General features: G+C 62.8%; 25 protein-coding genes. 15 read left to right on the top strand and 10 right to left on the bottom strand.

Annotation, left to right across the window (positions count from 1 at the left end; genetic code table 11):
- Positions 1 to 21 precede the first annotated feature (21 nt).
- Both JQ611_RS10805 and JQ611_RS10800 read right to left on the bottom strand, forming a co-directional pair.
- Entirely contained in the window at positions 22 to 771 is a 750-nt protein-coding gene (locus JQ611_RS10805) for a haloacid dehalogenase type II (RefSeq protein ID WP_212465418.1), read from the bottom strand.
- 102 nt (positions 772 to 873) lie between these two features.
- Positions 874 to 1,260, bottom strand: a complete 387-nt coding sequence (locus JQ611_RS10800; protein WP_212262916.1) for a GNAT family N-acetyltransferase — start codon at positions 1,258 to 1,260, stop codon at positions 874 to 876.
- Positions 1,261 to 1,507: 247 nt separating this feature from the next.
- Here JQ611_RS10800 and JQ611_RS10795 point away from each other — a divergent pair, with 247 nt between their 5' ends.
- Positions 1,508 to 1,906, top strand: coding sequence for a PaaI family thioesterase (locus JQ611_RS10795; RefSeq protein WP_249133069.1), 399 nt, complete (start codon positions 1,508 to 1,510; stop codon positions 1,904 to 1,906).
- A 42-nt stretch (positions 1,907 to 1,948) separates the two neighbouring features.
- On the opposite strand, the gene JQ611_RS10790 is transcribed toward JQ611_RS10795, so the two are convergent.
- Positions 1,949 to 2,773, bottom strand: coding sequence for a dienelactone hydrolase family protein (locus JQ611_RS10790; RefSeq protein ID WP_212465417.1), 825 nt, complete (start codon positions 2,771 to 2,773; stop codon positions 1,949 to 1,951).
- A 46-nt stretch (positions 2,774 to 2,819) separates the two neighbouring features.
- Positions 2,820 to 3,704 (bottom strand): amidohydrolase family protein, encoded by an 885-nt coding sequence (locus tag JQ611_RS10785; RefSeq protein ID WP_212036908.1) that lies wholly within the window; start codon positions 3,702 to 3,704, stop codon positions 2,820 to 2,822.
- Positions 3,705 to 3,812: 108 nt separating this feature from the next.
- Here JQ611_RS10785 and JQ611_RS10780 point away from each other — a divergent pair, with 108 nt between their 5' ends.
- Together JQ611_RS10780 and JQ611_RS10775 are read left to right on the top strand one after the other, a co-directional pair.
- Complete coding sequence (locus tag JQ611_RS10780; RefSeq protein ID WP_212465416.1) at positions 3,813 to 4,289, top strand: MaoC family dehydratase; 477 nt, start codon at positions 3,813 to 3,815, stop codon at positions 4,287 to 4,289.
- 23 nt (positions 4,290 to 4,312) lie between these two features.
- Positions 4,313 to 4,747, top strand: a complete 435-nt coding sequence (locus JQ611_RS10775; protein WP_212465415.1) for a MaoC family dehydratase — start codon at positions 4,313 to 4,315, stop codon at positions 4,745 to 4,747.
- A gap of 261 nt (positions 4,748 to 5,008) precedes the next feature.
- On the opposite strand, the gene JQ611_RS10770 is transcribed toward JQ611_RS10775, so the two are convergent.
- Positions 5,009 to 5,554: a MarR family winged helix-turn-helix transcriptional regulator gene (locus tag JQ611_RS10770; protein WP_249133068.1), complete on the bottom strand. Its 546-nt coding sequence runs from the start codon at positions 5,552 to 5,554 to the stop codon at positions 5,009 to 5,011.
- 88 nt (positions 5,555 to 5,642) lie between these two features.
- Here JQ611_RS10770 and JQ611_RS10765 point away from each other — a divergent pair, with 88 nt between their 5' ends.
- Positions 5,643 to 6,590, top strand: coding sequence for an alpha/beta fold hydrolase (locus JQ611_RS10765; RefSeq protein WP_212465414.1), 948 nt, complete (start codon positions 5,643 to 5,645; stop codon positions 6,588 to 6,590).
- Between the two features lie 55 nt (positions 6,591 to 6,645).
- A complete protein-coding gene (locus JQ611_RS10760) occupies positions 6,646 to 7,860 on the top strand; it encodes an ABC transporter substrate-binding protein (RefSeq protein WP_212465413.1) in 1,215 nt (404 codons plus the stop codon).
- A gap of 82 nt (positions 7,861 to 7,942) precedes the next feature.
- Here the strand turns inward: JQ611_RS10760 and JQ611_RS10755 are convergent, their stop codons facing one another.
- A complete protein-coding gene (locus tag JQ611_RS10755; protein ID WP_212465412.1) occupies positions 7,943 to 8,971 on the bottom strand; it encodes an acyl-CoA desaturase in 1,029 nt (342 codons plus the stop codon).
- A 332-nt stretch (positions 8,972 to 9,303) separates the two neighbouring features.
- Between JQ611_RS10755 and ykgO the strand changes: the two genes are divergently transcribed.
- The 3 genes from ykgO (at position 9,304) to JQ611_RS10740 (ending at position 10,566) form a co-directional block, all read left to right on the top strand.
- A complete protein-coding gene (gene ykgO / locus JQ611_RS10750; RefSeq protein WP_002718645.1) occupies positions 9,304 to 9,429 on the top strand; it encodes a type B 50S ribosomal protein L36 in 126 nt (41 codons plus the stop codon).
- Between the two features lie 92 nt (positions 9,430 to 9,521).
- Positions 9,522 to 10,181 (top strand): tetratricopeptide repeat protein, encoded by a 660-nt coding sequence (locus JQ611_RS10745; protein WP_212262910.1) that lies wholly within the window; start codon positions 9,522 to 9,524, stop codon positions 10,179 to 10,181.
- Between the two features lie 109 nt (positions 10,182 to 10,290).
- Positions 10,291 to 10,566 carry a hypothetical protein gene (locus JQ611_RS10740; RefSeq protein WP_212389136.1) on the top strand — a complete coding sequence of 92 codons (276 nt, stop codon included), beginning with the start codon at positions 10,291 to 10,293 and terminating at the stop codon, positions 10,564 to 10,566.
- A gap of 89 nt (positions 10,567 to 10,655) precedes the next feature.
- On the opposite strand, the gene JQ611_RS10735 is transcribed toward JQ611_RS10740, so the two are convergent.
- A complete protein-coding gene (locus JQ611_RS10735) occupies positions 10,656 to 10,835 on the bottom strand; it encodes a hypothetical protein (protein WP_212262908.1) in 180 nt (59 codons plus the stop codon).
- A 265-nt stretch (positions 10,836 to 11,100) separates the two neighbouring features.
- On the opposite strand from JQ611_RS10735, the gene JQ611_RS10730 reads away from it, so the two are divergent.
- Positions 11,101 to 12,063 carry an alpha/beta fold hydrolase gene (locus JQ611_RS10730; protein WP_212465411.1) on the top strand — a complete coding sequence of 321 codons (963 nt, stop codon included), beginning with the start codon at positions 11,101 to 11,103 and terminating at the stop codon, positions 12,061 to 12,063.
- 142 nt (positions 12,064 to 12,205) lie between these two features.
- Here the strand turns inward: JQ611_RS10730 and JQ611_RS10725 are convergent, their stop codons facing one another.
- A complete protein-coding gene (locus JQ611_RS10725; protein WP_192738960.1) occupies positions 12,206 to 12,598 on the bottom strand; it encodes a c-type cytochrome in 393 nt (130 codons plus the stop codon).
- 228 nt (positions 12,599 to 12,826) lie between these two features.
- On the opposite strand from JQ611_RS10725, the gene JQ611_RS10720 reads away from it, so the two are divergent.
- The 3 genes from JQ611_RS10720 to glcF all read left to right on the top strand — a co-directional run bounded on the left by JQ611_RS10720 (position 12,827) and on the right by glcF (position 17,051).
- Entirely contained in the window at positions 12,827 to 14,320 is a 1,494-nt protein-coding gene (locus JQ611_RS10720; RefSeq protein WP_212262906.1) for an FAD-linked oxidase C-terminal domain-containing protein, read from the top strand.
- A 149-nt stretch (positions 14,321 to 14,469) separates the two neighbouring features.
- Positions 14,470 to 15,708: an FAD-binding protein gene (locus JQ611_RS10715; protein WP_212389133.1), complete on the top strand. Its 1,239-nt coding sequence runs from the start codon at positions 14,470 to 14,472 to the stop codon at positions 15,706 to 15,708.
- Complete coding sequence (glcF, locus tag JQ611_RS10710) at positions 15,705 to 17,051, top strand: glycolate oxidase subunit GlcF (RefSeq protein ID WP_212262904.1); 1,347 nt, start codon at positions 15,705 to 15,707, stop codon at positions 17,049 to 17,051. Before JQ611_RS10715 ends, glcF begins: the two co-directional genes overlap by 4 nt.
- On the opposite strand, the gene JQ611_RS10705 is transcribed toward glcF, so the two are convergent.
- Positions 17,048 to 17,503, bottom strand: a complete 456-nt coding sequence (locus JQ611_RS10705; protein WP_212262903.1) for a hypothetical protein — start codon at positions 17,501 to 17,503, stop codon at positions 17,048 to 17,050. The two genes, glcF and JQ611_RS10705, sit on opposite strands and share 4 nt — an antisense overlap.
- A 420-nt stretch (positions 17,504 to 17,923) precedes the next feature.
- Here JQ611_RS10705 and JQ611_RS10700 point away from each other — a divergent pair, with 420 nt between their 5' ends.
- Positions 17,924 to 18,937, top strand: coding sequence for a TorF family putative porin (locus tag JQ611_RS10700; RefSeq protein ID WP_212262902.1), 1,014 nt, complete (start codon positions 17,924 to 17,926; stop codon positions 18,935 to 18,937).
- Positions 18,938 to 19,021: 84 nt separating this feature from the next.
- Positions 19,022 to 19,531, top strand: a complete 510-nt coding sequence (locus JQ611_RS10695) for an HPP family protein (protein WP_212262901.1) — start codon at positions 19,022 to 19,024, stop codon at positions 19,529 to 19,531.
- 19 nt (positions 19,532 to 19,550) lie between these two features.
- Here the strand turns inward: JQ611_RS10695 and JQ611_RS10690 are convergent, their stop codons facing one another.
- The gene (locus JQ611_RS10690) at positions 19,551 to 21,296 is read right to left on the bottom strand and encodes an ABC transporter ATP-binding protein/permease (RefSeq protein ID WP_212465410.1); all 1,746 of its coding nucleotides are present in this window, start codon (positions 21,294 to 21,296) and stop codon (positions 19,551 to 19,553) included.
- A 303-nt stretch (positions 21,297 to 21,599) separates the two neighbouring features.
- On the opposite strand from JQ611_RS10690, the gene JQ611_RS10685 reads away from it, so the two are divergent.
- Positions 21,600 to 23,264, top strand: a complete 1,665-nt coding sequence (locus JQ611_RS10685; protein WP_212465409.1) for an L-lactate permease — start codon at positions 21,600 to 21,602, stop codon at positions 23,262 to 23,264.
- The last annotated feature ends 220 nt before the right edge of the window (positions 23,265 to 23,484 follow it).

Raw genomic sequence — 23,484 nt, 5'->3', positions numbered from 1 at the left:
ATCTGGAGCCCCGTTCCGATTTCATCGGAACGGGGCTCCAGCTACCAGGTCGGGCAATTCGGCGAGCGCGTGGATGCGATGGTCGGGCTCGAGCCCGAGCTCGTCCATCTGGGTACGGATCGCCTTGAACATCGTGATCGGCGGGACGAGATCAGCTTTGCTGCAGGCCTGCGCCATCGCCTCCGGCGTCACCCGCTCGATCCAGGCGACGTTGAGCCCGAACGCCTTGGCGCCGCAGACGTCCCACGGGTTCGAGGAGATGAACAGGACCTCGTGCGGCGGAATGTGAAGCGTGCTTTCGATCAAGGCGTAGGCGTCCGGGCTCGGTTTGAATATTTTATTGGCGTCGACGCTGATGGTGGCATCGAGTACGCGGTCGAGGCCACTGTTCTTCACCAGCGCGTCCAGCATGTCCGGGCTGCCGTTGGAGAGAATGGCGAGCTTCTTGTTCCTCATCGCCGCCAGCGAGGCAAGCGCATCGGGATAGAGATCGAGACGCAGGTACTTGTCCATGATCCCGGCGAAATCAGCCTCGTCGTATTTCAGGCTGAGGCAGCGCAGCGTGTAGGCAAGGGATTCCCGCGTCACGACGGAGAAATCCTCATAGCGCCGCATCAGCGAGCGCAGCCAGGTATATTCCAGCTGCTTGATGCGCCAGACCTGGGTGATGATTTCGCCGTAACCGGGAAAGGCCTGCTCGGTGACTGACGCCACCGACTGGATGTCGTAGAGCGTGCCATAGGCATCGAACACGACGGCTTTGATAGTCACGGCATCACCCGTAAGCGGAAAATTGCGTGCTGGGTTGTATAGATCGCGGCGCCAGAACTAGCCAGCCCACGAGCGACGCGCGTTTTCACCGGTGCCATGCGCTCACGGCAGGTCGAAGGCCATGATGGTGCGCGCCCTGCCGAGATACTCGACTTCCTCGATCGGTCGCCATCCGCGCGAAGCGTAGTAGTTGGGTAGCGTGCCCGACGTGTAGAGATGGAGGCGACGAAAGCCGAGCTCCGCGGCATGATCGATCACGGCGTCTATCAGGGCGCCTCCGACACCGCCGCCGCGTTCCGCGTCGACGACGAATAGCTGTGCCAGCCAGGGCGAGAGCTCAGGTCGGATCGTCATTTCGCTGGCCAGAAAATTGACCGATCCGAGCAGCGCCGCGCCGCGCCTCGCGACCAGAACAGTAGGAAGCCCGGCCGAATGGGTGCTGGTACGAAGGAAGCGCTCGTATTCCCTTATCGATTCGAAGCCGGTCAATGGACCCCATAACTCGAATTGGAGTTTGGCGATCGACGCCGCAGGACTCGATTCTTCAGCAAGGCGTTTGATTTCGAACGAGGGCCTGTTCATGGTGCGGCGAGCGTTTCAGGAAAGCGTCAAACCGTCAAACTGGAAATGCGCTGCCTGGCTCATCTCTCCCTGCGTCGGTTACGACCGAGAAACATTGTGTGAGATGACGGACCAGATGTTCTCGTGTCATTGATCGTCATGATGGAGGGGTCGCTTGAGCGATGCGATAACAAACGTGCCGCCCGGCGCTCTGCTATTGGGACGCGAGTGGCTGGGGTTCGATGACGCCGGCGAGACAGCTTCGATCCGGTTCTTGGCGCAGCCATCCTTCACCAACAGGCACGGTACGATTCAGGGCGGCTTCCTGGCTGCCATGCTGGATTCAGCGACCGGGCTACGTGCCCTGGCTGCGCTCACCCCAAGCCAGACCGCGATTACCCGCAGTCTCGATACGCGGTTTCTCAAGCCCGCAAATGTCGGGCCTATTGTCGCCAGGGCAAAGGTCGTGGAACGCACGGACCGGGAAATCGTCGTGGAAGCCGCGCTGGTCGATGCGCAGGGCGTGACGGTTGCCGAGGCCACGGCACGGCTGCGCGTGGTAGACAAGAAATAGCTGCCCTCGGTTTGGACACGACGGCTTTGATATTCACGTGACTTACTCTCTCCTGCCAATCGTTGCGTCGAGAAATTCGCGGAGGGCGACGACCGATTGGTCTGTTGCAATCTGGTTGAATTCGAGATGGCGCCCCGAAAGCTCGGACGGTGTCGTGACGTTGGGTGCGTCGAAGCCGTGATAGGCATCGGGATAGACGATGAGTTTGATCGGCGCGCCCTGATCCTTCTGTCTTGATATGCCCCAGGCGTCCCGGCCGTCTACCATTTTGCGGCACTCTTCGGCAGGGGTCACGTCATCGCGCTCGCCGATCAAAATCAGCGTCGGCACCGTCATGCCGCCTTTGAAATGACGGCACGGCGGATAGAACGCGATGGCAGCATGAAACTTGTTTGGCGATGCCTGTTCCAGGAAGCCGTGTTCGACAGACGTGAGAGCCACCCGACCGCCATTCGCAAAACCCAGCACCGCAATACGCGCGGGATCGACCAGGGGATGGCGCGCCAGAAACTTCAGGGCCCGATAGGCATCCAGGATCAGATCCTGCGGGGGATGTTCGCCGCAGGTCTTCAGGCCGCGCGGGCCCAAGCTATCCACGGTGAGCGTCACATAGCCCCAGGATGCGATCCGCTTGCCCCAACGCTGGTCCAGCCGTCCCCAATTTCCATTGCAGCTATGCAGCAACACGACGGCGGGCGAGGGGCCCGCGCTGTTTGTTTGCCGCAGATAACCCTGCAGCGGATGCGGACTGGCAAGCGGGCTCTCGATCTCGACGGCAATCGGCGGCGATTCAGCCGCGGGGCATTGAACGATGCCTGCCGTCGAGATCGCGGCGACGAGGACAGCGATTTTGGCAAGTTGGGTCACTGGACACCATCTTGTTCAACCGTCCGCCAACGACCGGACGCCGCTATTATATACCCAAAATCTTCCGTGCGTTGGCCTTCAGGACCTTGGGCCGGATCTCGTCGCGGATGTCGAGCTTGGCAAAATCCGCCAGCCAGCGGTCCGGCGTGATCACTGGCCAGTCCGAGCCGAACAGCATCTTGTCCTGCAGGATGGAGTTGATGTAGCGCACCAGGATCGGCGGGAAATATTTCGGCGACCAGCCGGAGAGGTCGATATAGACGTTCGGCTTGTGGGTCGCCACCGACAGCGCTTCTTCCTGCCAGGGGAACGACGGGTGGGCGAGGATGATCTTCAGGTCGGGGAAGTCAGCCGCGACGTCGTCCATGTACATCGGGTTGGAATATTTCAGCCGCATGCCCATGCCGCCGGGCATGCCGCTGCCGACGCCGGTCTGGCCGGTGTGGAACAGCGCGATGGCGCCGCCCTCGTTGATCGCCTCATAGAGCGGGTAGGCCATGCGGTCGTTGGCATAGAAGCCCTGCATGGTGGGGTGGAATTTGAAGCCGCGGACGCCGTATTCCTCGATCAGCTTGCGCGCCTCGCGCACGCCGAGCTTGCCCTTGTGGGGATCGATGCTGACGAAGGGGATCAGGACGTCGAGATGGTCGGAGGCGACTTCCAGCATCTCGTAATTGTTGTAGCGGCGGAAGCCGGTCTCGCGTTCGGCATCGACCGGGAAGATCACGGCCGCGATTTTCTTGGAGCGGTAATAGGCTGCGGTTTCCGGAACCGTGGGCGGGTGCTTGTGCGGCGACTTGAAATAGTCGGCCATCTGCGCCTGGAAATCGTCATAGCCGTCGTCGCCATGCATGCCGCAGGGCTCTTCGGCGTGGGTATGGATGTCGATTGCCACGACGTCGTCGATATTGGGCAATGTGAGCTTGGCCATTTGGGGTTCCCCGCGGCTTGATTTTTCGGTCTGGAAAATTGATTATACTATATAACAAATTCCGCAAGGCGGCAGAATCAAAGATCGCGGAAAAACAGGGAGGATGGCATGGCGCAGGCGGAAGCCTTCGAGACCGATTTCTGGAAAGACGCCAATTTGCGCAAGGCCTGGGACGACATCGTGCCCGGCGCGCCGCGCAAGACCATCCCCTACACGCTGACCAAGGAAACGATCGAACTGTACTGCAGATCGGTCGGCGAGGATCACCCGATCTATTTCGACGAGGCCTACGCGAAAACCACCCGCTATGGTGGCCTGATCGCGCCGCCCTCGATCCACATCCTGCTGATGTTCTCGTGCACGCCGGCGGATGACTGGATGCGCTCGCCCGGCACGGTCAATGCCGGGCAATCCTGGAGCTACAACATTCCGGCGCGGCCGAACGACGTCATCACATTACAGGCCCGCGCGCTCGACAAATTCATCAAGCGCGAACGGCTGTTCGTGGTGCACGACAACGTCTTCTTCAACCAGCGTGGCGACGTGATCTGTTCCGGCCGCGGCTGGACCATCCGGCCCGAATAAGATTCAAGGCGAGGAGAGGGATCATGACGACCAGCTTTGAAAACCTGAATGCCGGCGACAGCATCGACGGGCCGAAATTCGCGGTGTCGCGCGAATCGATCAGGCTGTTTTGCGATGCCTCGCTCGACTACAATCCGCTGCATCTCGACGACGACTACATGAAGGGCAATTTCGGCAAGACCAATTTCGGCGGCATCATCATGCACGGCATGAACAATTTCGGGCTGATCTCGCGAATGCTGACCGACTGGGCCTATCCGGCGGGCGCCATCCACCGGCGGCTGGAAACCCGCTGGGTCAAGCCGGTGAAGCCCGGCGACACCATCCAGCCGACGGGGGTCATCAAATCGAAGCAGGTGACCAAGAACTCACGCTGGGTGCTGATCGACGTCATGGTGCGCAACCAGACGGGCGAGAAGGTCGCGACCGGGGAAGCGATGGTCGAGTTTCCGCACTAAAGCGTGGTGACTATTGATTGAATCAGTTAGCCGCGAGTTCGCTTTACCTCTCCCGCTTTGCGGGGGTCGAGACGAGCGAAACTCGCTCTTAGGTCGGCGCGCGAAGCGCGACGGGTGGGTGTCGCTCCACTTGGAACGCGTCGTGTGGATAGACCCACCCCAGCCCTCCCCCGCAAGCGGGAGAGGGAGCGCAGGCCCTTCGCGGCTGCTATTCGACCTAATCTCATCCGGCTTTAGGATGCACTGCACCGGCGCGCCACCTTACAATTCACCGGGCGCCGCCCAGAGCGGCACATGACCGGCGAGCTTGTCGAGCAGGCGTTCGAACGCCTTGCGCTCCGGCTGAGTCAGGCACGCAAGCATCGTATGCTCGCGCTCGCGCAACGCCGGTATGTACTGCGCGTAGAGCGCGCGGCCGGCCGGTGTGATGAACAGAATTTGGCGCCGGTTGTCGGTGCTGTCGGCTTCGCGGCGCAACAGCTTTTTCTTCTCGAGCGCGATGATCCCGCGGCTGATATTCGCCTTGAGGTGGCCGGTATATTCGCAGATGTCGCTCGCGGTCACGCCCTCGCGAAAATTCAGGAAGATCAGCGTGACGATCTCGGGACGGGTCAGGCCGAACTCCATCTCGATCTTCCGGAATGAAGGCTCGCGGTAGAAGTTCAGCACGTAACCCATCTTGTAGGCGATCTTGATCTCGGTGCCGCCGAGGACGTCGGCGATCTCGCCGGCCGCACCCTGACGCGCGGTGCGGGCCGGTGCGGCCTTCGGTCTAGATAGTCTTATATGTGACTTTTTTAGTCTCATCTGTGACTTTCGCCTTGCATCAGAATCGGTGCCACCTTAGCATTGCCGGATAACAAGAAAGATCAATGCGAGCGACAGGGAGGGTGGCATGGACGCCGTGCCGGCCCAGCGAGAATTCATGCTTTCCTCATGGGACAATGCGTCGCCCGCCTTCTACGCGGGAACCGCGGCTCATCCCGTCTATGTCGATTACGTCCGTCCGGCTCAGCGCGCGCCGGGCAAGCCGCCTGTCGTCATGGTGCATGGGGGCGGCCATACCGGCGCCTGCTATCTGGCGACGCCGGACTTTCGGCCGGGCTGGGCGCCGCGCTTCGCCGCCGCGGGCCGCAGCGTCTTCGTGCCTGACTGGCCGGGCCACGGCCGCTCGCCCATGGGGCCGGACTTTGCAAGGCTTGGCACGCAAGACGTCGCGAGCGCGCTGCTCGAACTTCTGGAACGGGTCGGGCCCGCGGTGCTGCTGGTGCATTCAGCCAGCGGACCGATGGCGTGGTGGATCGTGGAGCAGCGCCCCGATCTGGTGCCGGCGGTCGTCGCCATCGCGCCGGGACCGCCCGCGAACCTGCTCGCGGACCTGCCCGACGATCCAGCTGCCATTTTGAAGCTGCGCGACGACGCGCGCGCGGGCTGCCCGGTCTATTCCGGGGAGGAGAGCCCGGTGTGGTTCGGCGCCGAATTCGCCGCCGCCTATTGGGCCAACGCGCCGCGCTTTCCGCGCCAGGCCTTCGAGAACTACCGCCGTTCGATCGTCCCGGAGAGCGCGCGCATCCTCAACGAGCGATTCAACATCGGCGGACGCGGCTTGAGGATCAGCGATCCTTCCAGTCTGAAAGGGCATCGGATTCTGATCGTGACCGGCGATCACGACGCGCGCCATCCCCGCGAAGTGGACGAGGCGACCGCCAGCTATCTCGGCGCGGAGTTCGTATGGCTGCCGGAGCGCGGCATCCGCGGCAACGGTCACATGATGATGATCGAGGACAACAGCGACGACCTCGCCGCGATGGTTCTCGGCTGGCTCGACGCCAACAATTGCTGACGCAAGACCACCAGAAAAAGACCACCAGAAAGCGCATACGGGAAGGAAATCCAAGATGAGGCTGAATGCACTCGGCGTTGCACTCCTGGCCGCATTGCTGCCGGCCGCGGTACAGGCCCAGATCAGCGGCGATGTCGTCAAACTCGGCGTTCTCACCGATCTTGCCGGCGTGACGGCCGATATCACCGGCAAGGGGTCGGTTGCCGCCGCCGAGATGGCGGTCGAGGAAATCGGCGGCACCGTGCTCGGCAAGCCCGTGCAGGTGATCTCGGCGGATCACCAGCACAAGGCCGACATCGGCCTCTCGATCGCGCGACGCTGGTTTGACGTGGAGGGCGTCGATGCGATCGTCGACGTGCCGAACTCGGGCGTCGCGCTCGCGGTGCAGAATGCGGCGCGCGAGAAGAAGCGGATCGCGCTTTATTCCGGCGCCGGCACCACGGCGCTCACCAACGAGCAGTGCTCGCCTTACGGATTCCACTGGACCTACGACACCTACGCGGTGTCGCACGGGACCGCCTCGGCGGTCGTGAAGGCGGGCGGAACGTCCTGGTTTATCCTCGCCTCGGACTATGCATTCGGTCACCAGCTCCAGGCCGATGCGACCAAAGTGATCGAAGCCGCCGGCGGCAAGGTCGTGGGCGCCCTGCGCCATCCACTCAACACGGCGGATTTTTCCTCCTTTCTGCTTCGCGCGCAGTCCTCCGGCGCGAAGGTCATCGGCATCGCCAACGCGGGCAATGACACCACCAACACGATGAAGCAGGCCGGAGAGTTCGGACTTGTGCAGGGCGGTCAGAACCTCGCCGCGCTGATCTTCTTCCTTCAGGACGTCCATGCCCTCGGCTTGAAGGCGACACAGGGCACGTATCTGACCACCGCCTCCTATTGGGACGCGAATGAAGCGACGCGCAGCTGGTCGAAGGCGTTCATGGCACGGACCGGGATGATGCCCTCGATGCTGCATGCCGGCGTCTACGGTGCGGTTCGCCACTATCTCAAGGCGGTCGCCAAGGCCGGCACCGACGATGCCGATAAGGTCGCCGCGGAGATGCGCAAGATTCCGGTCGAGGACGTCTTCTCGGAGAACGCGCAGATCCGCGACGATGGCCGCGTCACACGCACGATGTATCTGGCGCGGGTAAAGAAGCCCGAGGAATCCCGCTACCCTTGGGACTACCTCGAGATCGTTCGCTCGATTCCGCCCGAGGAGACCGTGTGGCCGCTGTCCGAGAGCAAGTGCGCCCTGGTCAAGAACGCGCCCCGCTGAAGCCTTCACATTCGCCCGTGCGAGGGCCCCATCCTACTTTGCATGGGGTTGTTTTCGCGATTTTGTGTCCGGGCCCCTAACCCTATTCGGTCGGGACGCCGGTTGAGCCGCGCGTCGTCAGCTTGCTCCCGGCAGGCTGCTTTGCGAGATGCTTACTCGGCGGCACCACATCGGTGGCGAGGCCCAGCCACGCCAGAATGCGAATGGTCAGCCAGGTGTTGTCCATCTCCCACCAGCGATGACCATGGCGCGCCGAGCGTGGATCGGCGTGGTGGTTGTTGTGCCAGCCTTCGCCGTTGGAGATCAGGCCGACGATCATGTTGTTGCGGCTGTCCTCGTCGGTCTCATAGTTCCGGTAGCCCCAGACATGCGTCACCGAATTGACGGCCCAGGTGATGTGCCAGACCAGCACGGTGCGGACGAAGACGCCGAACAGGAGAATGCTGAGGCCGGTCTGCGTTGCGTCGGCCGGCGTTGCGCCAAACAGCCAGGCCACGGCGAATCCGGCGGCGAAGAACAGCGGCATTTGAATGAGATTGATCCAGATCAGCCAGTTATGGCGTTCCAGCGCGACATAGAAGCGATCGCGCAAAATGTCCTTGGCGTAACGTTCGTAAATTCCGAGCCGCGACAGCTCCGGCTGATGCACCAGGATCCAGCCGATATGGGCCCAGAAGAAACTTGCCAGCGGGCTGTGCGGGTCCGGCTGCTGGTCGGCGAATTGATGATGCCGGCGGTGGATCGCGACCCAGCGCGCCGGCGTTTCCTGCAGGCAGGACATCGCGATGACCACCATACTGTGCTCCAGCCATTTCGGGCATTTCAGGCCGCGATGGGTGAGCAGCCGGTGGTAGCAAAGGTTGATGCCGAACAGCCCGCACAGATGCGTGCCCACGATCGCGACGATCAGGCCGCTCCAGCTGAAATAGCCCGGCAGCAACGCCAGCAGCGCCAGGGCGTGGTAGGCGCCGATCCCCAGAATGTAGGGCCAGTTGAGCTGATACGGCAGCACGCCGGCCGGCAGCAGCAGCCTGGCGCTTGGGGGCTGGTTAATCGGGGCGTCGGGGGTCAGTACCGCAGTCTTGATGGTCGGCCGGGGAGCGGTCGTCATATGGAGGTCAGTTCCATTCTGCGGGAGGCGTCGTCGGCGACGCAAGGGAGCGATTCCTCTTATACGGGTTCGCCCTGGCACCGGGGGCCAAAATCTGGGGCTAATTGACGCTGAATTCTTGAGAAAAATGGCTGGAGAATCAGCTGACTAGCGGCCCCCCGGGCCAGATGGGCCGGATTTCGCGGGGTTGATTGACATTCTCCCCTGCGATGGCTTAGAAACCGCCCCGTCCCGGGCGGTATGGCCGCTGGCGGGAAAAATCTCATTTTGCCACTTTCGGGTAGCGCAGGTTCGGCCTCCATCACGGCCTTTCAACGCATCAGGATTGTCCCATGAAGGTCCGTAACTCGCTGAAATCGTTGCGCGGTCGCCATCGCAACAACCGTCTGGTCCGCCGCAAGGGCCGGGTCTATGTGATCAACAAGGTGCAGCGCCGCTTCAAGGCCCGTCAGGGCTGAGGTCGGCTTTTCGCCCGCGATTCCGTCCCGCTTCACAGGTCTTTGACGACGTGCTGCTTTGCAGCGCGTTTTTGTGCGTCTAGACTTGCCCCATGGCTTTGAGATTCCTGCAACCCCGCACCTGCCGGATCGCGATCCTTGTCGCCGCTGTCATGACAGCCGTGCCGGTGATGGCGTTTGCTCAGAACGATCCCCGGATCATCCCGCCACCCAAGCAACAGAAGAAGCTGCCGGAAGCGCCGAGCAAACTGCCGAAGGTCGGCGCCGATCGGACGCGCGGTCTGGATTTCCTGTTCGGCGCGCTGAAGGCTGCGCCGGATGAGGCCAGCGCCAAGCATGTCGAGGCGCGGATCTGGGCGCTGTGGATGCAGACCCCGAGCGATACCGCGGCGCTGTTGATGGTGCGCGCCAAGGCGGCCATGGACGCGCAGAAGGCCGACGTCGCACTCAAGCTGCTGGACGCCGTGGTCAAGCTGCGACCCGATTATGTCGAGGCCTGGAACCGGCGGGCGACGCTTTACTATCTGAAGAACGATTACGCCCATTCGCTTGAGGACATCCGGCAGGTGCTGGTCCGCGAACCGCGCCATTTCGGGGCGCTGGCCGGGCTCGGCATGATCATGCAGGACCTCGGCGAGGAAAAGCGCGCGCTGGAAGCGTTCCGCAAGGCGCTCGCGGTCAACCCGTACCTCGAAAAGGTGCCGGAACTGGTCAAGACGCTGACCGAAAAGGTCGAGGGCCGCGATATCTGATTCAATCAGAATCGCTGTGCTCCGTTGTGGTTAACCCTGTTTCCGGACAGGCCGGAACGTTTCCCGCCAACGCATTATTATCGGCCGTCAGCTTGTCAGGAGCCAAGCCATGAAATCATTGCTGCTGGCCGGCGCGGTGATGGTCACTGCCGGCACGAGCGCTTTCGGCGCAGACTATTGGGTGGTCGGCGACCGCGCCTCCAACAAATGCGAGATCGTCACCAGCAATCCAGTGATCAACGCGCAGGTCGGCGGAAATATCTGGTTCGGCAGCGGGCCTTATCGATCGCTCGACGATGCCAAACTCGCACGCACGACCCTCAGCGCTTGCCCGAAGGTAGAACAGCCTTCCTCCGATGCGGGGGATGAGGACAAGTCGGACTAAACAAGTCGGACCAAATCGGGCTGAAGCGTTTTCAAGCCAAGCATGCCCTCGGACCTGATCCGGGGGTGGATACCGGTTCGCGCAAAATCCTAATGCAGCGCGTTGCTGCCGCGCGCCATGCCGTCAAGGCCCGCCGCCGCGTAGAACTGCGCCAACTCCGCTTCCAGCTGTTCATTGACCAGCAGCAGCGCCTTCAGCGCGCCGCGAATGTCGCCGTTGCAGGTCGCAACGATCTGGTCGATGGCCGCTTCGCTTGCGTCGGAAATCATGGGTAGTCCTCCGATTGTACCGTGGAACAATTTGTGGTCTTCGCCTGCGTTCCTGTGGATTTTGGGTACAAGTTTCAGGTGTCGGCCACACCTTGATCAAACACGTCGAGACATGGCGAAAGTGTTAGCGTGACTGTATAAAAAGCCCAGTGACGGCAGTATGACCCCGCTATCCACAGGGCTGGGCGGACTGTGGAGAACTCCCGAAACCCGCACCCATTCCGGCCGTATCTCGTTGGTGCCAAAGATCATTCGGATATTTTCAATGGTGGTAGCGATTGTCGTGGCTGCGCTGGCGATCCTGGCGTTGGTCACGCAGGGTGGGGTGTGGCTGACGCAGCGGGCCCATCCCGCCCAGGGCAGGATGGTCGAGGTTGCCGGCGCGACCCTTCATATCGTCGATATCGGCCCGCGCGATCCGGCCAGCCCTCCGATCGTGATGCTGCATGGCGCCAGTTCAAATCTCGAGGTGATGCGGCAGCCGGTGGGTGAGCGGCTTGCGAAAAGCCATCGGGTGATCCTGATCGATCGTCCGGGTCACGGCTGGAGCACGCGCGCCAATCTTGAGGACTCAACGCCCGAAATTCAGGGACGGATGATTGACGAGGCGCTGGCCAAGCTCGGCATCGGGCGTGCGATCTTGGTGGTGCATTCCTGGGCGGGCGCGCTCGGCGCGCGCATGGCGCTGGATTATCCGGAGCGCGTCGCCGGCATGGTGATGTTGGCACCGGTGGCCTATCCGTGGCCGGGCGGCGTCGGACGCTACAACAGGATCGTCGCGACGCCGGTGATCGGCCCGTTGCTGGCCTATACGATTACGCTGCCGCTCGGCAAACTCCTGATCAGTTCCGGCGTCCGCGGCGTGTTTTCGCCGCAAGCGGTCCCGGACGAATATGTCGAAAACACCGCAAGCTCGCTGCTGCTGCGCCCGCGCGAGTTTCTCGCCAATGCGCGCGATCTGGTGACGCTGAAGGCGGCCGTCGCCGAGCAGTCGCCACGCTATGCCAGTATTAAAGCGCCGATCACGATCATATCAGGCGATATCGACAAGACGGTGTCGACCAACATCCATTCGCGGCCGCTGGCGGCTACTGCGCCGGGCGTCAAATTAATCGTGCTGCCCGGCCTCGGTCACATGGTGCAGAACGCGGTGCCTGATCTCGTGATCTCCGAGATCGAAGCGATGATAGGCAGAATGGCGCAGAACACGGCCGCCGCAGCGAACTAAAGCGTTTGGGAGCGAGCATGCCCCGGACCTGATCCGGGGGCGGATAGCGGGTTGCGTCTAGAAAACGCGTCAAACCAGAGGCGGGAGCTTCGGCTCTGTTTGAATGAGAACCGAAGCTCTGGAATGGCGATATTGGCAGCCGTTACTTGGTCTTGCCGTCCTTGTCGTATTGCACAAGGAACGCCCAGAGGTCGTTGGCCTCTTTCTCGTTCTTGATGCCGGCGAACACCATTTTGGTGCCGGGAATCTTCGCCTTCGGCTCCTTGATGTATTCGAGGAACACATCCTTGCCCCAGGTAATGCCGGAATTCTTGTTGGCCTCCGAATAGGAGTAGCCTGCCGTGGTGCCGGACTTGCGGCCGTCGAGCCCGTTCAACTCCGGCCCGACCTTGTTCTTGGCGCCTTCGCCGATCGCATGGCAGGCCATGCATTTGTTGAACGAGGATTTGCCGGCGGTGACGTCCTGCGCCAGCGCGCCCGACACGGCCATCAATGAGGTGACAACAACCAGCGTACCCAAGATCGGTGTTTTCATGTGGTGCTCTTCGTCTCTTTCCCTAGAGGTCGATTGCTTTTGGCAGGCTCGTTCCGATTGGACAAGCCACGAAACTTTGACAGGTTCCGGCATCGCAGGCTTGCCCGAGAGCGAACTCACGGTTTTGGGGGAAGGCAATCCGACATTGGTGTGGCCTACCCAAATGCGCCCAGACGTGCTTGATTTACCGCGACAAATCGATAACGCGCTAGGCCCTGGAGGAAACGCATGGCCATTATGATGCCGGCTTCCGATCAGGCCGTTCTGGATCGCCGCGACGCCATTGTGGCCGCCTTGCGGGGGATCGTGCCGGGTGAGGGCGTGATCGACAGCGCAGCCGAAATGCTGCCTTACGAGTCCGACGGCCTGATGGCCTATCGGCAGCCGCCGATGGTCGTGGTGTTGCCCGACACGACGGAGCAGGTCTCCAAAGTCCTGAAATATTGCTTCGAGCAGGGCATCAAGGTGGTGCCGCGCGGCTCCGGCACCTCGCTGTCCGGCGGCGCGCTGCCGCTGGCCGATGGCGTGCTGCTGGGCCTTGGCAAATTCAAGCGGATCCGCGAGATCGATTTCGACAACCGCGTGGTGGTGACCGAACCCGGCGTGACCAATCTCGCCATCAGCCAGGCGGTGGCGCATGCCGGGTTCTATTACGCGCCCGATCCCTCATCGCAGATCGCCTGTTCGATCGGCGGCAATGTCGCGGAAAATTCCGGCGGCGTGCACTGCCTGAAATACGGCATGACCACCAACAACGTGCTGGGCTGCGAAATCGTGCTGATGTCAGGGGAAATCCTGCGCATCGGCGGCAAGTCGGCCGAGAACGCAGGCTACGACCTGATGGGGATCATCACCGGCTCCGAGGGCCTGCTTGGCGTCATCACCGAGATCACGGTGCGGATCCTGCAGAAGCCGGAAACCGCCCGCGCGCTGATGGTCGGCTTCGCCGAGGTCGAGGCCGCCGGCGAATGCGTGGCCCGCATCATCGGCGCCGGCATCATCCCGGGCGGCATGGAGATGATGGACAAACCGGCGATCCACGCCGCCGAAGCCTTCGTCCATGCCGGCTACCCGCTCGATGTCGAGGCGCTCTTGATCATCGAACTCGATGGTCCCGGCGTCGAAGTCGATGAACTGATCGGCCGCGTCGAGGCCATCGCCAAAGGCTGCGGCTCCACCACGTTGCAGATTTCCACGTCTGAAGCCGAGCGCAACCTGTTCTGGGCCGGCCGCAAGGCGGCGTTTCCGGCCGTGGGCCGGATTTCCCCTGATTATCTCTGCATGGACGGCACCATTCCGCGCGGCGCGCTGCCCAAGGCGCTGGCGCGCATCCGCGACCTCTCGGCCAAATACGACCTGCGCGTCGCCAATGTGTTTCATGCCGGCGACGGCAATCTGCATCCTTTGATCCTCTACGATGCCAACCAGCCCGGCGAGATGGAGCGGGCCGAGGCGTTCGGCGCCGATATCCTGCGCTGCTGCGTCGAACTCGGCGGTGTGCTCACCGGCGAGCACGGCGTCGGCATCGAAAAACGCGACCTGATGCCGGAAATGTTCAGCGAGATCGACCTCAACCAGCAGCAGCGGCTGAAATGCGCGTTCGACGCCCAGGGCCTGCTCAATCCGGGCAAGGTGTTTCCGACCCTGCATCGCTGCGCCGAGCTCGGCCGCGTGCACGTGCACGGAGGCCGGCTGGCGTTTCCCGAATTGCCGCGGTTTTGAAGAATGAGGCTCACCCATTTTTCGGTCGTCATACCCCGTGCAGGCGGGGTATCCAGTATTCCGCGCCGTCAGTGCATGGCCGCGGTGCTTGCGATTACTGGATCGTCCGCCTTCGCGGACGATGACAACAAGAAGCAGATGTTGGCACCGTGGACACTTTGAAAGTACGTGACGCCAAGGACGTCGAGCAGGTGGTGCGGGCGGCGATCGCCAGCGAGCAGCCGCTGGAGATCATCGGCCATGGCTCCCGGCGCCTGGCCGGCCAGCCGATGGCGACCAATGCCCTGCTTGAGCTGTCGGCGCTGAACGCAGTCACCGCCTATGAGCCGAACGAGCTGATCATCACGGTCCAGGCAGGGGCGCCGCTTGCCGATGTGCTGTCGCTGATCGACAGCAAGAACCAGCAATTCGCGTTCGAACCGATGGACACCTCGGCGCTGCTCGGTGTCTCCGGCTCCGGCACCATCGGCGGCATGATCGGCGCAGGCCTTGCCGGCCCGCGCCGCATCAGGGCCGGCGGCGCCCGCGACCACCTCTTGGGGGCGCATGCGGTGTCCGGCTTCGGCGACAGTTTCAAAACCGGCGGGCGGGTGGTGAAGAACGTCACCGGTTACGATCTCTGCAAATTGCTGGCGGGGTCGTGGGGCACGCTGGCGGTCATGACCGAAGTGACGTTGAAGGTGATGCCGAAACCCGAAAGCGAACGCACGCTGGTGCTGCGCGGGCTCGACGATGTCACCGCCAACCGGGCGATGACGGCGGCACTGGGCTCGCCCTACGACGTGTCGGGTGCGGCGCATCTGCCGTATCAGGCGTTCCGGCCCGCGGCCGGCGCCTTGGCCGGGCTCGGAGCGCCGGGGCAGGCGACGACCCTGCTGCGGCTCGAAGGCATCGCGGCTTCCGCCGCCGACCGCGCCAGCTCGCTCGGCAAGGCGCTGGCGCCGTTCGGCGCCGTGGAGGTCCTGCAAGACGCTGTTTCGGCCGCGATCTGGAGTTCGATCCGCGATGTCCTGCCGTTTGCGGCCCAAGGTGCGCTGGGGGCGTGGCCGGTGTGGCGGATCGTGTGTCCGCCGGCTTCCGGCGGCGCGCTCGGGCAGCAGCTTTCGCGCGACACCGGCGGCGACGTGATCTACGATTGGGGCGGCGGCCTGATCTGGGCGGCGTTGCCGCCCAAGCCGGACGCGCAGGCGGCCCTGCTGCGTGCGCGCGTCGATGCCGCCGGCGGCCATGCGATGCTGGTCCGGGCGTCCGAACTGGTGCGGCGCAATGTCGACGTGTTCCATCCGCAATCCGGCGGCGTGGCTGCCTTGAGCGAGCGCGTCCGCCTGAGCTTCGATCCCAAGAACATCCTCAACCGGGGCCGCTTGCTGCGGGCGGTCGCGACATGAAAACCGAATTCTCACTCGCTCAACTGGCCGACCCTGACATCGCTGAAGCCGACAAGATCCTGCGCGCCTGCGTGCATTGCGGGTTCTGCACCGCGACCTGTCCGACTTACGTGCTGCTCGGCGACGAACTCGATAGCCCGCGTGGCCGGATCTATCTCATCAAGGAGATGCTGGAGAAGGGCCGCCCGCCGACCAAGGAGGTGGTCAAGCATATCGACCGCTGCCTGTCCTGCCTCGCCTGCATGACGACCTGCCCATCGGGCGTGAACTACATGCACCTGGTCGATCAGGCGCGGGTCAGGATCGAGCGGGATTATTCCAGGCCGCTGGGCGAGCGGGCCTTGCGCGCGGTGCTGGCCTTTGTGCTGCCGCGGCCGGGTCTGTTCCGCGCCAGCATGATCATGGCGCGGCTGGGCCGGCCGTTCGCTGGCCTGTTGCCGACACCGAAGACCGCACCGCCGACACCCACCCTGCTGCGGCGGATCAAGGCGATGCTGGCGCTCGCGCCCGGCAGCCTGCCGGCGCCGGGACCTGCCGCCGGCAGTGTTTTCCCGGCCATTGGCGGCAGGCGGGGGCGGGTCGCGCTGCTGCAGGGCTGTGCCCAGCAGGTGCTGGCGCCGCGCATCAACCAAGCCGCCATCAATCTCCTGACGCGCCACGGCATCGAGGTGGTGCTGGTTAGGGATGAACAATGCTGCGGCGCGCTCACTCATCACCTCGGGCAGGACGGCGACGCACTGGCGCGCGCCCGCGCCAACGTCACGGTCTGGCAAAGCGAAGCGGAACAAGGTGGCCTCGACGCCATCCTGGTGACGGCGTCGGGCTGCGGCACGGTCATCAAGGACTATGGTTTCATGCTGCGCGAGGACCGCGAATTCGCCGGCCCTGCTGCACGGATATCCGCGCTGACAAAGGATATCACCGAGTATCTCGCCGGCATCGATCTGCATCCATCGAGCCAGCAAGGCGACGTCACCATCGCCTATCACTCGGCTTGTTCGCTGCAGCACGGACAGAAAATCACGCACGCGCCGAAAGAATTGCTTTCCAAGAATGGATTCGTGGTGAAAGATGTACCCGAGAGCCATTTGTGTTGCGGTTCGGCGGGGACCTACAACATTCTCCAGCCTGACATTGCGAGCAGATTGCGCGATCGCAAGATCGCCAATATTGCGACAGTCAAACCGGACATGATCGCTGCGGGCAATATTGGGTGCATGGTGCAGATTGCCGGCGGTACGTCAGTTCCTGTGGTGCACACGATTGAGCTTCTCGATTGGGCGACAGGAGGTCCAAAACCTGAGTTGAAGGGGCCTGGACTGACAAGGCCGGCGTTGAACTAATCGATCGGCCGACTATTCGAGCGCTCGACTGACACGACCAGCGGCAACAGGAGGACCACGATGGCTAAAGCGAAGAAGAGCAAGAAAAGCAAGAAGGCTAAAAAGGCCAAGAAGGCGGTAGCGGCGAAGAAGTCTGCGAAGAAGTCGTCGAAGAAGGCCGCCAAGAAGTCGGCAAAGAAGTCGGCCAAGAAGGCTTCGAAGAAGAGCGCAAAGAAATCCGCCAAGAAGGCAGCGCCCAAGAAGGCTGCCAAGAAAGCCGCGAAGAAATCCGCCAAGAAAGCTGTGGCGAAGAGCCCGGCGAAGAAAAAGAAAGCCGCCGCCAAGCCTGCTGCGCCCAAGCCGGCAGCCCCGGTGGCGGCTCCGGCGCCAGAGCCCGAAGCTGCGCCCGCTCCGAGCTGGGCAACGCCGAGTTCGGAGTCATCGACCCCGTCATGGGGCTCCGGCTCGTCCAATGGCGGCGATCAACACTAGGTTGAACGCGGACCGTCAAGGTTGATCTATCGGAAAGCCGCAGCGGCCACCGCTGCGGCTTTTCTCTTGAGGCCGGCTGATCAATTTCACTGCGGGATTCTACGGAGGCTGTTGATTCGGCCGCAGTTCAGGCAAGCGGACAGCTGACCCCTTGTTTTGCCGGTTCCAGATGTCGCCTGCCGGACACGAAGACCGCCAAACTTGTTGTGGGAATGCAACACCCGCAGACAACATTTTCCGAAACAGGCAGAACGCCTAAAAAGGCGGCAGATGATTGTCTTTTTTGCTTCACGCCCATGACAGCAGGTCCCAGATTGCCGTTGAGTTTGGTTGCAGTCGGTTATCGCTCGCCCTGGGGGGCCACCGGAACGGGACTGTTCTAGAAGGTGATGGGGATCGTCATGAAGAAACTGGCTTTGTTAGCAACGGCGCTGGCAATGGTATCGGGTTCGGCTCTCGCGGCAGACTTGCGTGTCAAGGCTGTGAAGGCCCCGCCGCCTGTCGCGTTCGATCCCTGGGATATCGCCTTCGGCGCCGGCATCACCAACGATTACATCTTCCGCGGCATCACCCAGTCTAACCACAAGCCGTCGGTCAACGCCTATTTCGAGCCACGCTACAACGTCACCAAGGACTTCCAGCTGTACGTCGGCCTGGGCGCTGCGAGCATCTCGTTCCCCAACCGTGCAGCCGCTGAAGTCGACGCCTACGGCGGTGCCCGCCTGACGGTCGGCGCCTTTGCTTTCGATGTCGGCGCCTGGGGCTACATCTATCCGGGTGGAACCTGCCAATACGGTGGCGGCGCTGTCGCCGATTTCGCCGGCGTTCCGCTCAGCCCCGAATGCCAGGCTAACACCCTGCTCAATCTCAACGTGCTCAAGAAGGACGTCAGCTTCTTCGAGGTCTACGGCAAGGTGAACTACACCTTCAACGACAACTTCTCGCTGGGCGGCACTGCCTATTATACGCCGAGCTTCCTCAACAGCGGCGCCGAAGGCACCTATGCTTCGATCGTCGGCAAGGCGATCGCGCCGAGCGCCTGGTTCGGCACCAGCGGCCTCGGCATGTATGTGTCGGGTGAGTTCGGCCGCCAGTGGCTGGGCACGTCGGACTCGTTCTACGGAACCGCAGTATTCCCGAACGGCATCAACTACGCCGACTACAACACCTGGAATATCGGCATCGGCTTCACCTACAAGGTGTTCACGCTGGACTTCCGTTATTCCGACACCAACCTGTCGAAGGGCGATTGCAACGCTTTCACCAGCGACTTCACCGCTCGCGGCGAACTCAACGCCTTTACCGGAACCAACGTCACTGCGATCAATCCGTCCGGCGTGGGTTCGAACTGGTGCGGCGCAGCCGGCATCGTCAAGCTCTCGGCTGACCTGACCGCGCTGACCAACCTGAAGTAAGGCCTTTCTCTCGAAGACTTCCTTTCAAAGTCCTTTGGGGGCGGCAGAGCAATCTGCCGCCCCTTTGCTTTTGGGGCGGCTCCGATGAAATGGGATTGGCGGCGCACCGCGGGCGCGACCTCCCGCAACGATCACCGCAATGTTCTGGCGGGGATGGTCGCGGGCCTCGGCGGCGCGCTCGCGATCGGCGCCATGGAGTGGTTCTCGGTGGTCGCGCAATATCCGCTGGCGGTCATTCCGTTCGCGACCTCGATCGTGCTGGTGATCGGATCGCCAGACGCGGAGCCGGCGCAGCCGCGCGCGCTGATCGGCGGCCATGTCGTCAGCGCCCTGGTCGGCCTCGCCGTGCTGAAGTTGCTGGGTCCGCATGCCTGGGCCGCGGCCGCCGCGGTCGGCCTGTCCATTCTGGCGATGTATGTGACCGGTACTTTTCATCCGCCGGCGGGGATCAATCCGCTGCTGGTGGTTTCTGGCAATCTGCCCTGGACGTTTCTGTTCGTGCCGGTGCTGGCGGGCGCGGCGCTTCTGGCCGCGTTCGCGCTGGTCTGGCATCGCTGGATCCGCCGCCAGCCGTGGCCGCGGCGCTGGCTGTAGTCCGGGACGGCTATCAGGCTTACGCCGGCTGGGCGCTGACCGCTTCCCGCAACGTGAACTGGTCGCCGTCGCGGACCATGGCGACGTGGCGCTGGTGGAAGGCCTCGAGCGTCGAGCGGTGGCCGATCGAGACGATGGTAGTTTGCGGCAGTTTCGAGCCAAGCAAATTGTACAGCGCGGCTTCCGAGGGTTCGTCGAGCGAGGCCGTCGCCTCGTCGAGGAACAGATATTGCGGCGCGTGCAACAGCGCGCGCGCCAGCCCGAGGCGCTGCTGCTCGCCAAGCGAGAGCATCCGGTTCCAGTGCGATTCCTCCTCCAGCCGCGCGGCAAGCTTGGGCAGGCCGACCAGGGTAAGCGCTTCCCTGACCCGATCGGCGCTGAAGGTTTCGTTTGCGCCGGGATAGGCGATCGCCCCATGCAGCGATCCGATCGGGAAGTAAGGCCGCTGCGGCAGCATCATGACAGACGCGCCGGCGGGGATGGCGATCGAGCCGCTGCCGAACGGCCAGATGCCGGCGATGGCCCGGAACAGGGTCGATTTGCCGGAGCCCGACGGGCCGGTGAGCAGCGTACGTTCGCCGCCGCGAAGGCTTAAGGCATCGGCCGAGACCAGCGCCGTGCCGTTGGGCAGACGCAGCGTGAGCTCGCGCAGGTCGATCGCTGTGCCGCCCTGGGATGCGACGACGTCGATCGATTCGCTCGATTTCTGCAGCGCCGTGGCGCTCGCGATGGCTGCTTCAAACCCGTCGAGACGGGCGACGATGGCGCGCCAGTCGGCCAGCGTGCGGTAGATGGTGACGAAGATCGACAGCGCCGATTGCACGCTGCCGAATGCGGACGCGGTCTGGGTCAGGCCGCCAAGCTGGACCTTCTTTTCGAAGAAGGCCGGCGCCACCAGGATGTAGGGAAAGATCACCGCGGCCTGCGAATAGCTCGCGGTGAACGTGGTCAGCCGCTTGGTCCGGCTCATGATGCCGTACCAGTTTTCGATCACATGGTGGAAGCGCGCCCAAAGCCCGAGGCGCTCCGCGCGCTCGCCTTGCAACAGCGCGATCTGCTCGGAGTTCTCCCGTGCCCGAACCAGGTTGAAGCGGAAGTCGGCCTCGAATTGCTGCTGCTTGAAATCAAGCCGCACCAAAGGTGAGCCGATCCATTGCGTCAGCGCCGTGCCGAGGATGGCGTAGATCAGCGCGCCCCAGACCAGGTAGCCCGGGATGGCGTACTCCTTGCCGAACAGGTGCAAGGGGGCGGCTGCCGACAGCCCCCACAGGATGATGACAAAGGAAAGCAGCGTCACCACCGAATTCAAAAGACTGAGCCCGATATCCAGCGTCCGCTCGACGAACAGCCTGACGTCATCGGCAATGCGCTGGTCCGGATTGTCGGCCGCGTCGCCCTGCAATTGCATGCGGTAGTGATTGGCGCCGTGCATCCATTCGCCGAGATAGTGCCGGGTCAGCCAGCGCCGCCAGCGAATCTGCAGCCATTGATTGAGGTAGAGCTGGTAGACGGCGAGCACGACGGCGCACGTCGCCAGCACGCAAAAGACGCCGATCTCCCTGACGAAGACGTCCCAATTGTATTCCTGCAGCGCGTTGAAGAAGCGATTCTGCCACTGGTTCACGAGGACGTCGATCGCGACCAGCGCCAGTTGGATCGTGATCACTGCAGCGAGCAGCGCGCGGCCGGCCCATTTGTCCTCGGAACGGAAATAGGGAGCGGCGATCCGCCATACGGTCGCGAGCGTCGAGCGGATGCTGTTCACAGATTGTCGTCTCCGGGAGGTGGCCTTAAAGGCCTGAAAGAACGGAAGAATCAGGGTTTTTGGACTAAAGTAGCAGATTTCGCAGCCTGCGGCGGCTTGTCGCAGCTACCGGGTTGACCTTAGCATGGCTGCCACGGCGAGGGGCGGGGGACCTCTGGACTTCGCGAGGTTGTGAGCGGGTTTCGGCGAACTGCCGAACCAGCAGTCGATCTCGCGGACGAGAGCAACGTTTCCGCAGGCGCCAGGCACGCCGGACCGTCCACACGGCCGGGTGCCCAATAATAAACCGGGGAGAATCCGAACATGTGGGATCAAGTCTATAATCCGCTGGGCAACGCGACCTTGTCGACGCTCGCCGCTGCCGTGCCGGTGGTCACGCTCCTGGTGCTGATCGCCAGCGGCAAGGTCAAGGCGCACATCGCGGCCATCATTGCGTTGATCGTCGCCAACATCGTCACCATTGCCATCTACCACATGCCCGCGGGCATGTCGGTCCGGGCATCGCTGCTCGGCGTGGTGGTCGGCTTCTTTCCGATCGGCTGGATCGTCCTCAATGTCATTTTCCTCTACCGCATTACGGTCGAGACCGGCCGCTTCGAATTGTTGAAGCGCGCCATCGGCGGGGTCACCAACGACCGTCGCCTGCAATTGCTCCTGATCGCGTTCGCCTTCGGCGCATTTTTCGAGGGCGCATCCGGTTTCGGCACGCCGGTTGCGATCACAGGCGCGGTTCTGATCGGGCTCGGCTTCTCGCCGCTGGCGGCCTCCGGCCTGTCGCTGATCGCCAACACCGCGCCGGTTGCCTATGGCGCGCTGGGCACGCCGATCCAGGGCCTGGCCTCGGTCACCGGTCTCGATCCCTACATTCTCGGCGCGATGGTCGGCCGGCAATTGCCGCTGTTCTCGCTGATCGTGCCGTTCTGGGTGGTGTGGGCCTTTGCCGGCTGGAAAGGCATGAAGGACGTGTGGCCGGCGATTCTGGTCACCGGCGTCTCGTTCGCGATCCCGCAATTCGTGATCTCGAACTACATCAACCCCTGGATCGTCGACATCGGGGCTTCGCTGATTTCGATGGGATGCCTAATCCTGTTCCTGAAAGTGTGGCAGCCCAGGGAGCTTTGGTTGTCGCCCGCCTTGCGCGGCAAGGATGAATCGGCCGCGACCATGACGACGCCGAAGCCGATGGACAAGACGCCGCTCACGCAAAGCGAATTGTGGAGCGCGCTGCTGCCATGGATCATCGTCTGCGTGGTGATGCTGATCTGGGGCAATGGCGGATTCAAGACCTGGGCGAACGCCAGCTTCGTCTGGAAATATCAGGTCCCCGACCTGCACAATTTGATCAACAAGGTGCCGCCGGTCGCCGCCAAGCCGACACCGGAAGCCGCGCTGTTCGACTTCACCTATCTGTCGTTCACCGGCACCGGCATGCTGATCGCCGCGATCATTTCCGGTTTCCTGATGAGCTTCTCGCCGGCGAAGATGATTGCGGAATACGGCCGCACCATCAAATTGTGCGCGATCTCGCTGATCACGATCTCGGCGATGCTGGCGATCGGCACGCTGACGCGGCTGTCCGGCGTCGATGCCACGCTCGGCCTGGCCTTCGCGGCAACCGGCGTGCTCTATCCCTTCTTCGGCACCTTGCTCGGCTGGCTCGGCGTGGCGCTGACGGGATCGGACACTGCTTCCAACGTGCTGTTCGGCAATTTGCAAAAGATCACGTCCGAGCAGCTGGGCCTGTCGCCGATCCTGATGGCCGCCGCCAATTCCTCCGGCGGCGTGATGGGCAAGATGATCGACGCGCAATCGATCGTCGTCGCCTCGACAGCGACCAACTGGTATGGCCACGAAGGCTCGATCCTTCGTTATGTGTTCCTGCATTCGATCGTGCTGGCGTGTCTGGTCGGCGGGCTGGTGACACTGCAGGCTTACGTCTATCCGTTCACGTTGATGGTCCTGCAGTAGGGTGCAACTGAACGTACGGAGATGTCGTCCCGGCGAACGCCGGTACCGATACCGCGTGATCCCTCTGTGAAGCTCAGTAGCAGAGACCATTCGCAAAACTGCTTCCTGTGGTTATGGGTCCCGGCCCAAGGCCGGGACGACGGCGGTGTTTGTTGTGCCACCATCATACAAGACGCACTTTCGCGATCTCGCGACGCGATGCGCCCGAGGTTTGCTGGAA

This window comes from Bradyrhizobium sp. AUGA SZCCT0182, from assembly GCF_018130185.1.
Classification (GTDB): Bacteria; Pseudomonadota; Alphaproteobacteria; order Rhizobiales; family Xanthobacteraceae; genus Bradyrhizobium.
The sequence above is the reverse complement of the archived record's forward strand: the minus strand, read 5'-3'. Positions and strand labels throughout refer to the sequence as shown.

Bases quoted from the DNA above. Each gene is read 5' to 3' on its own strand.
- JQ611_RS10785 (WP_212036908.1), bottom strand. From the start codon at position 3,704: ATGGCCAAGCTCACATTGCCCAATATCGACGACGTCGTGGCAATCGAC.
- JQ611_RS10780 (WP_212465416.1), top strand. From the start codon at position 3,813: ATGGCGCAGGCGGAAGCCTTCGAGACCGATTTCTGGAAAGACGCCAAT.
- JQ611_RS10775 (WP_212465415.1), top strand. From the start codon at position 4,313: ATGACGACCAGCTTTGAAAACCTGAATGCCGGCGACAGCATCGACGGG.
- JQ611_RS10770 (WP_249133068.1), bottom strand. From the start codon at position 5,554: ATGAGACTAAAAAAGTCACATATAAGACTATCTAGACCGAAGGCCGCA.
- JQ611_RS10765 (WP_212465414.1), top strand. From the start codon at position 5,643: ATGGACGCCGTGCCGGCCCAGCGAGAATTCATGCTTTCCTCATGGGAC.
- JQ611_RS10760 (WP_212465413.1), top strand. From the start codon at position 6,646: ATGAGGCTGAATGCACTCGGCGTTGCACTCCTGGCCGCATTGCTGCCG.
- JQ611_RS10755 (WP_212465412.1), bottom strand. From the start codon at position 8,971: ATGACGACCGCTCCCCGGCCGACCATCAAGACTGCGGTACTGACCCCC.
- ykgO (WP_002718645.1), top strand. From the start codon at position 9,304: ATGAAGGTCCGTAACTCGCTGAAATCGTTGCGCGGTCGCCATCGCAAC.
- JQ611_RS10745 (WP_212262910.1), top strand. From the start codon at position 9,522: ATGGCTTTGAGATTCCTGCAACCCCGCACCTGCCGGATCGCGATCCTT.
- JQ611_RS10740 (WP_212389136.1), top strand. From the start codon at position 10,291: ATGAAATCATTGCTGCTGGCCGGCGCGGTGATGGTCACTGCCGGCACG.
- JQ611_RS10735 (WP_212262908.1), bottom strand. From the start codon at position 10,835: ATGATTTCCGACGCAAGCGAAGCGGCCATCGACCAGATCGTTGCGACC.
- JQ611_RS10730 (WP_212465411.1), top strand. From the start codon at position 11,101: ATGGTGGTAGCGATTGTCGTGGCTGCGCTGGCGATCCTGGCGTTGGTC.
- JQ611_RS10725 (WP_192738960.1), bottom strand. From the start codon at position 12,598: ATGAAAACACCGATCTTGGGTACGCTGGTTGTTGTCACCTCATTGATG.
- JQ611_RS10720 (WP_212262906.1), top strand. From the start codon at position 12,827: ATGGCCATTATGATGCCGGCTTCCGATCAGGCCGTTCTGGATCGCCGC.
- glcF (WP_212262904.1), top strand. From the start codon at position 15,705: ATGAAAACCGAATTCTCACTCGCTCAACTGGCCGACCCTGACATCGCT.
- JQ611_RS10700 (WP_212262902.1), top strand. From the start codon at position 17,924: ATGAAGAAACTGGCTTTGTTAGCAACGGCGCTGGCAATGGTATCGGGT.
- JQ611_RS10695 (WP_212262901.1), top strand. From the start codon at position 19,022: ATGAAATGGGATTGGCGGCGCACCGCGGGCGCGACCTCCCGCAACGAT.
- JQ611_RS10685 (WP_212465409.1), top strand. From the start codon at position 21,600: ATGTGGGATCAAGTCTATAATCCGCTGGGCAACGCGACCTTGTCGACG.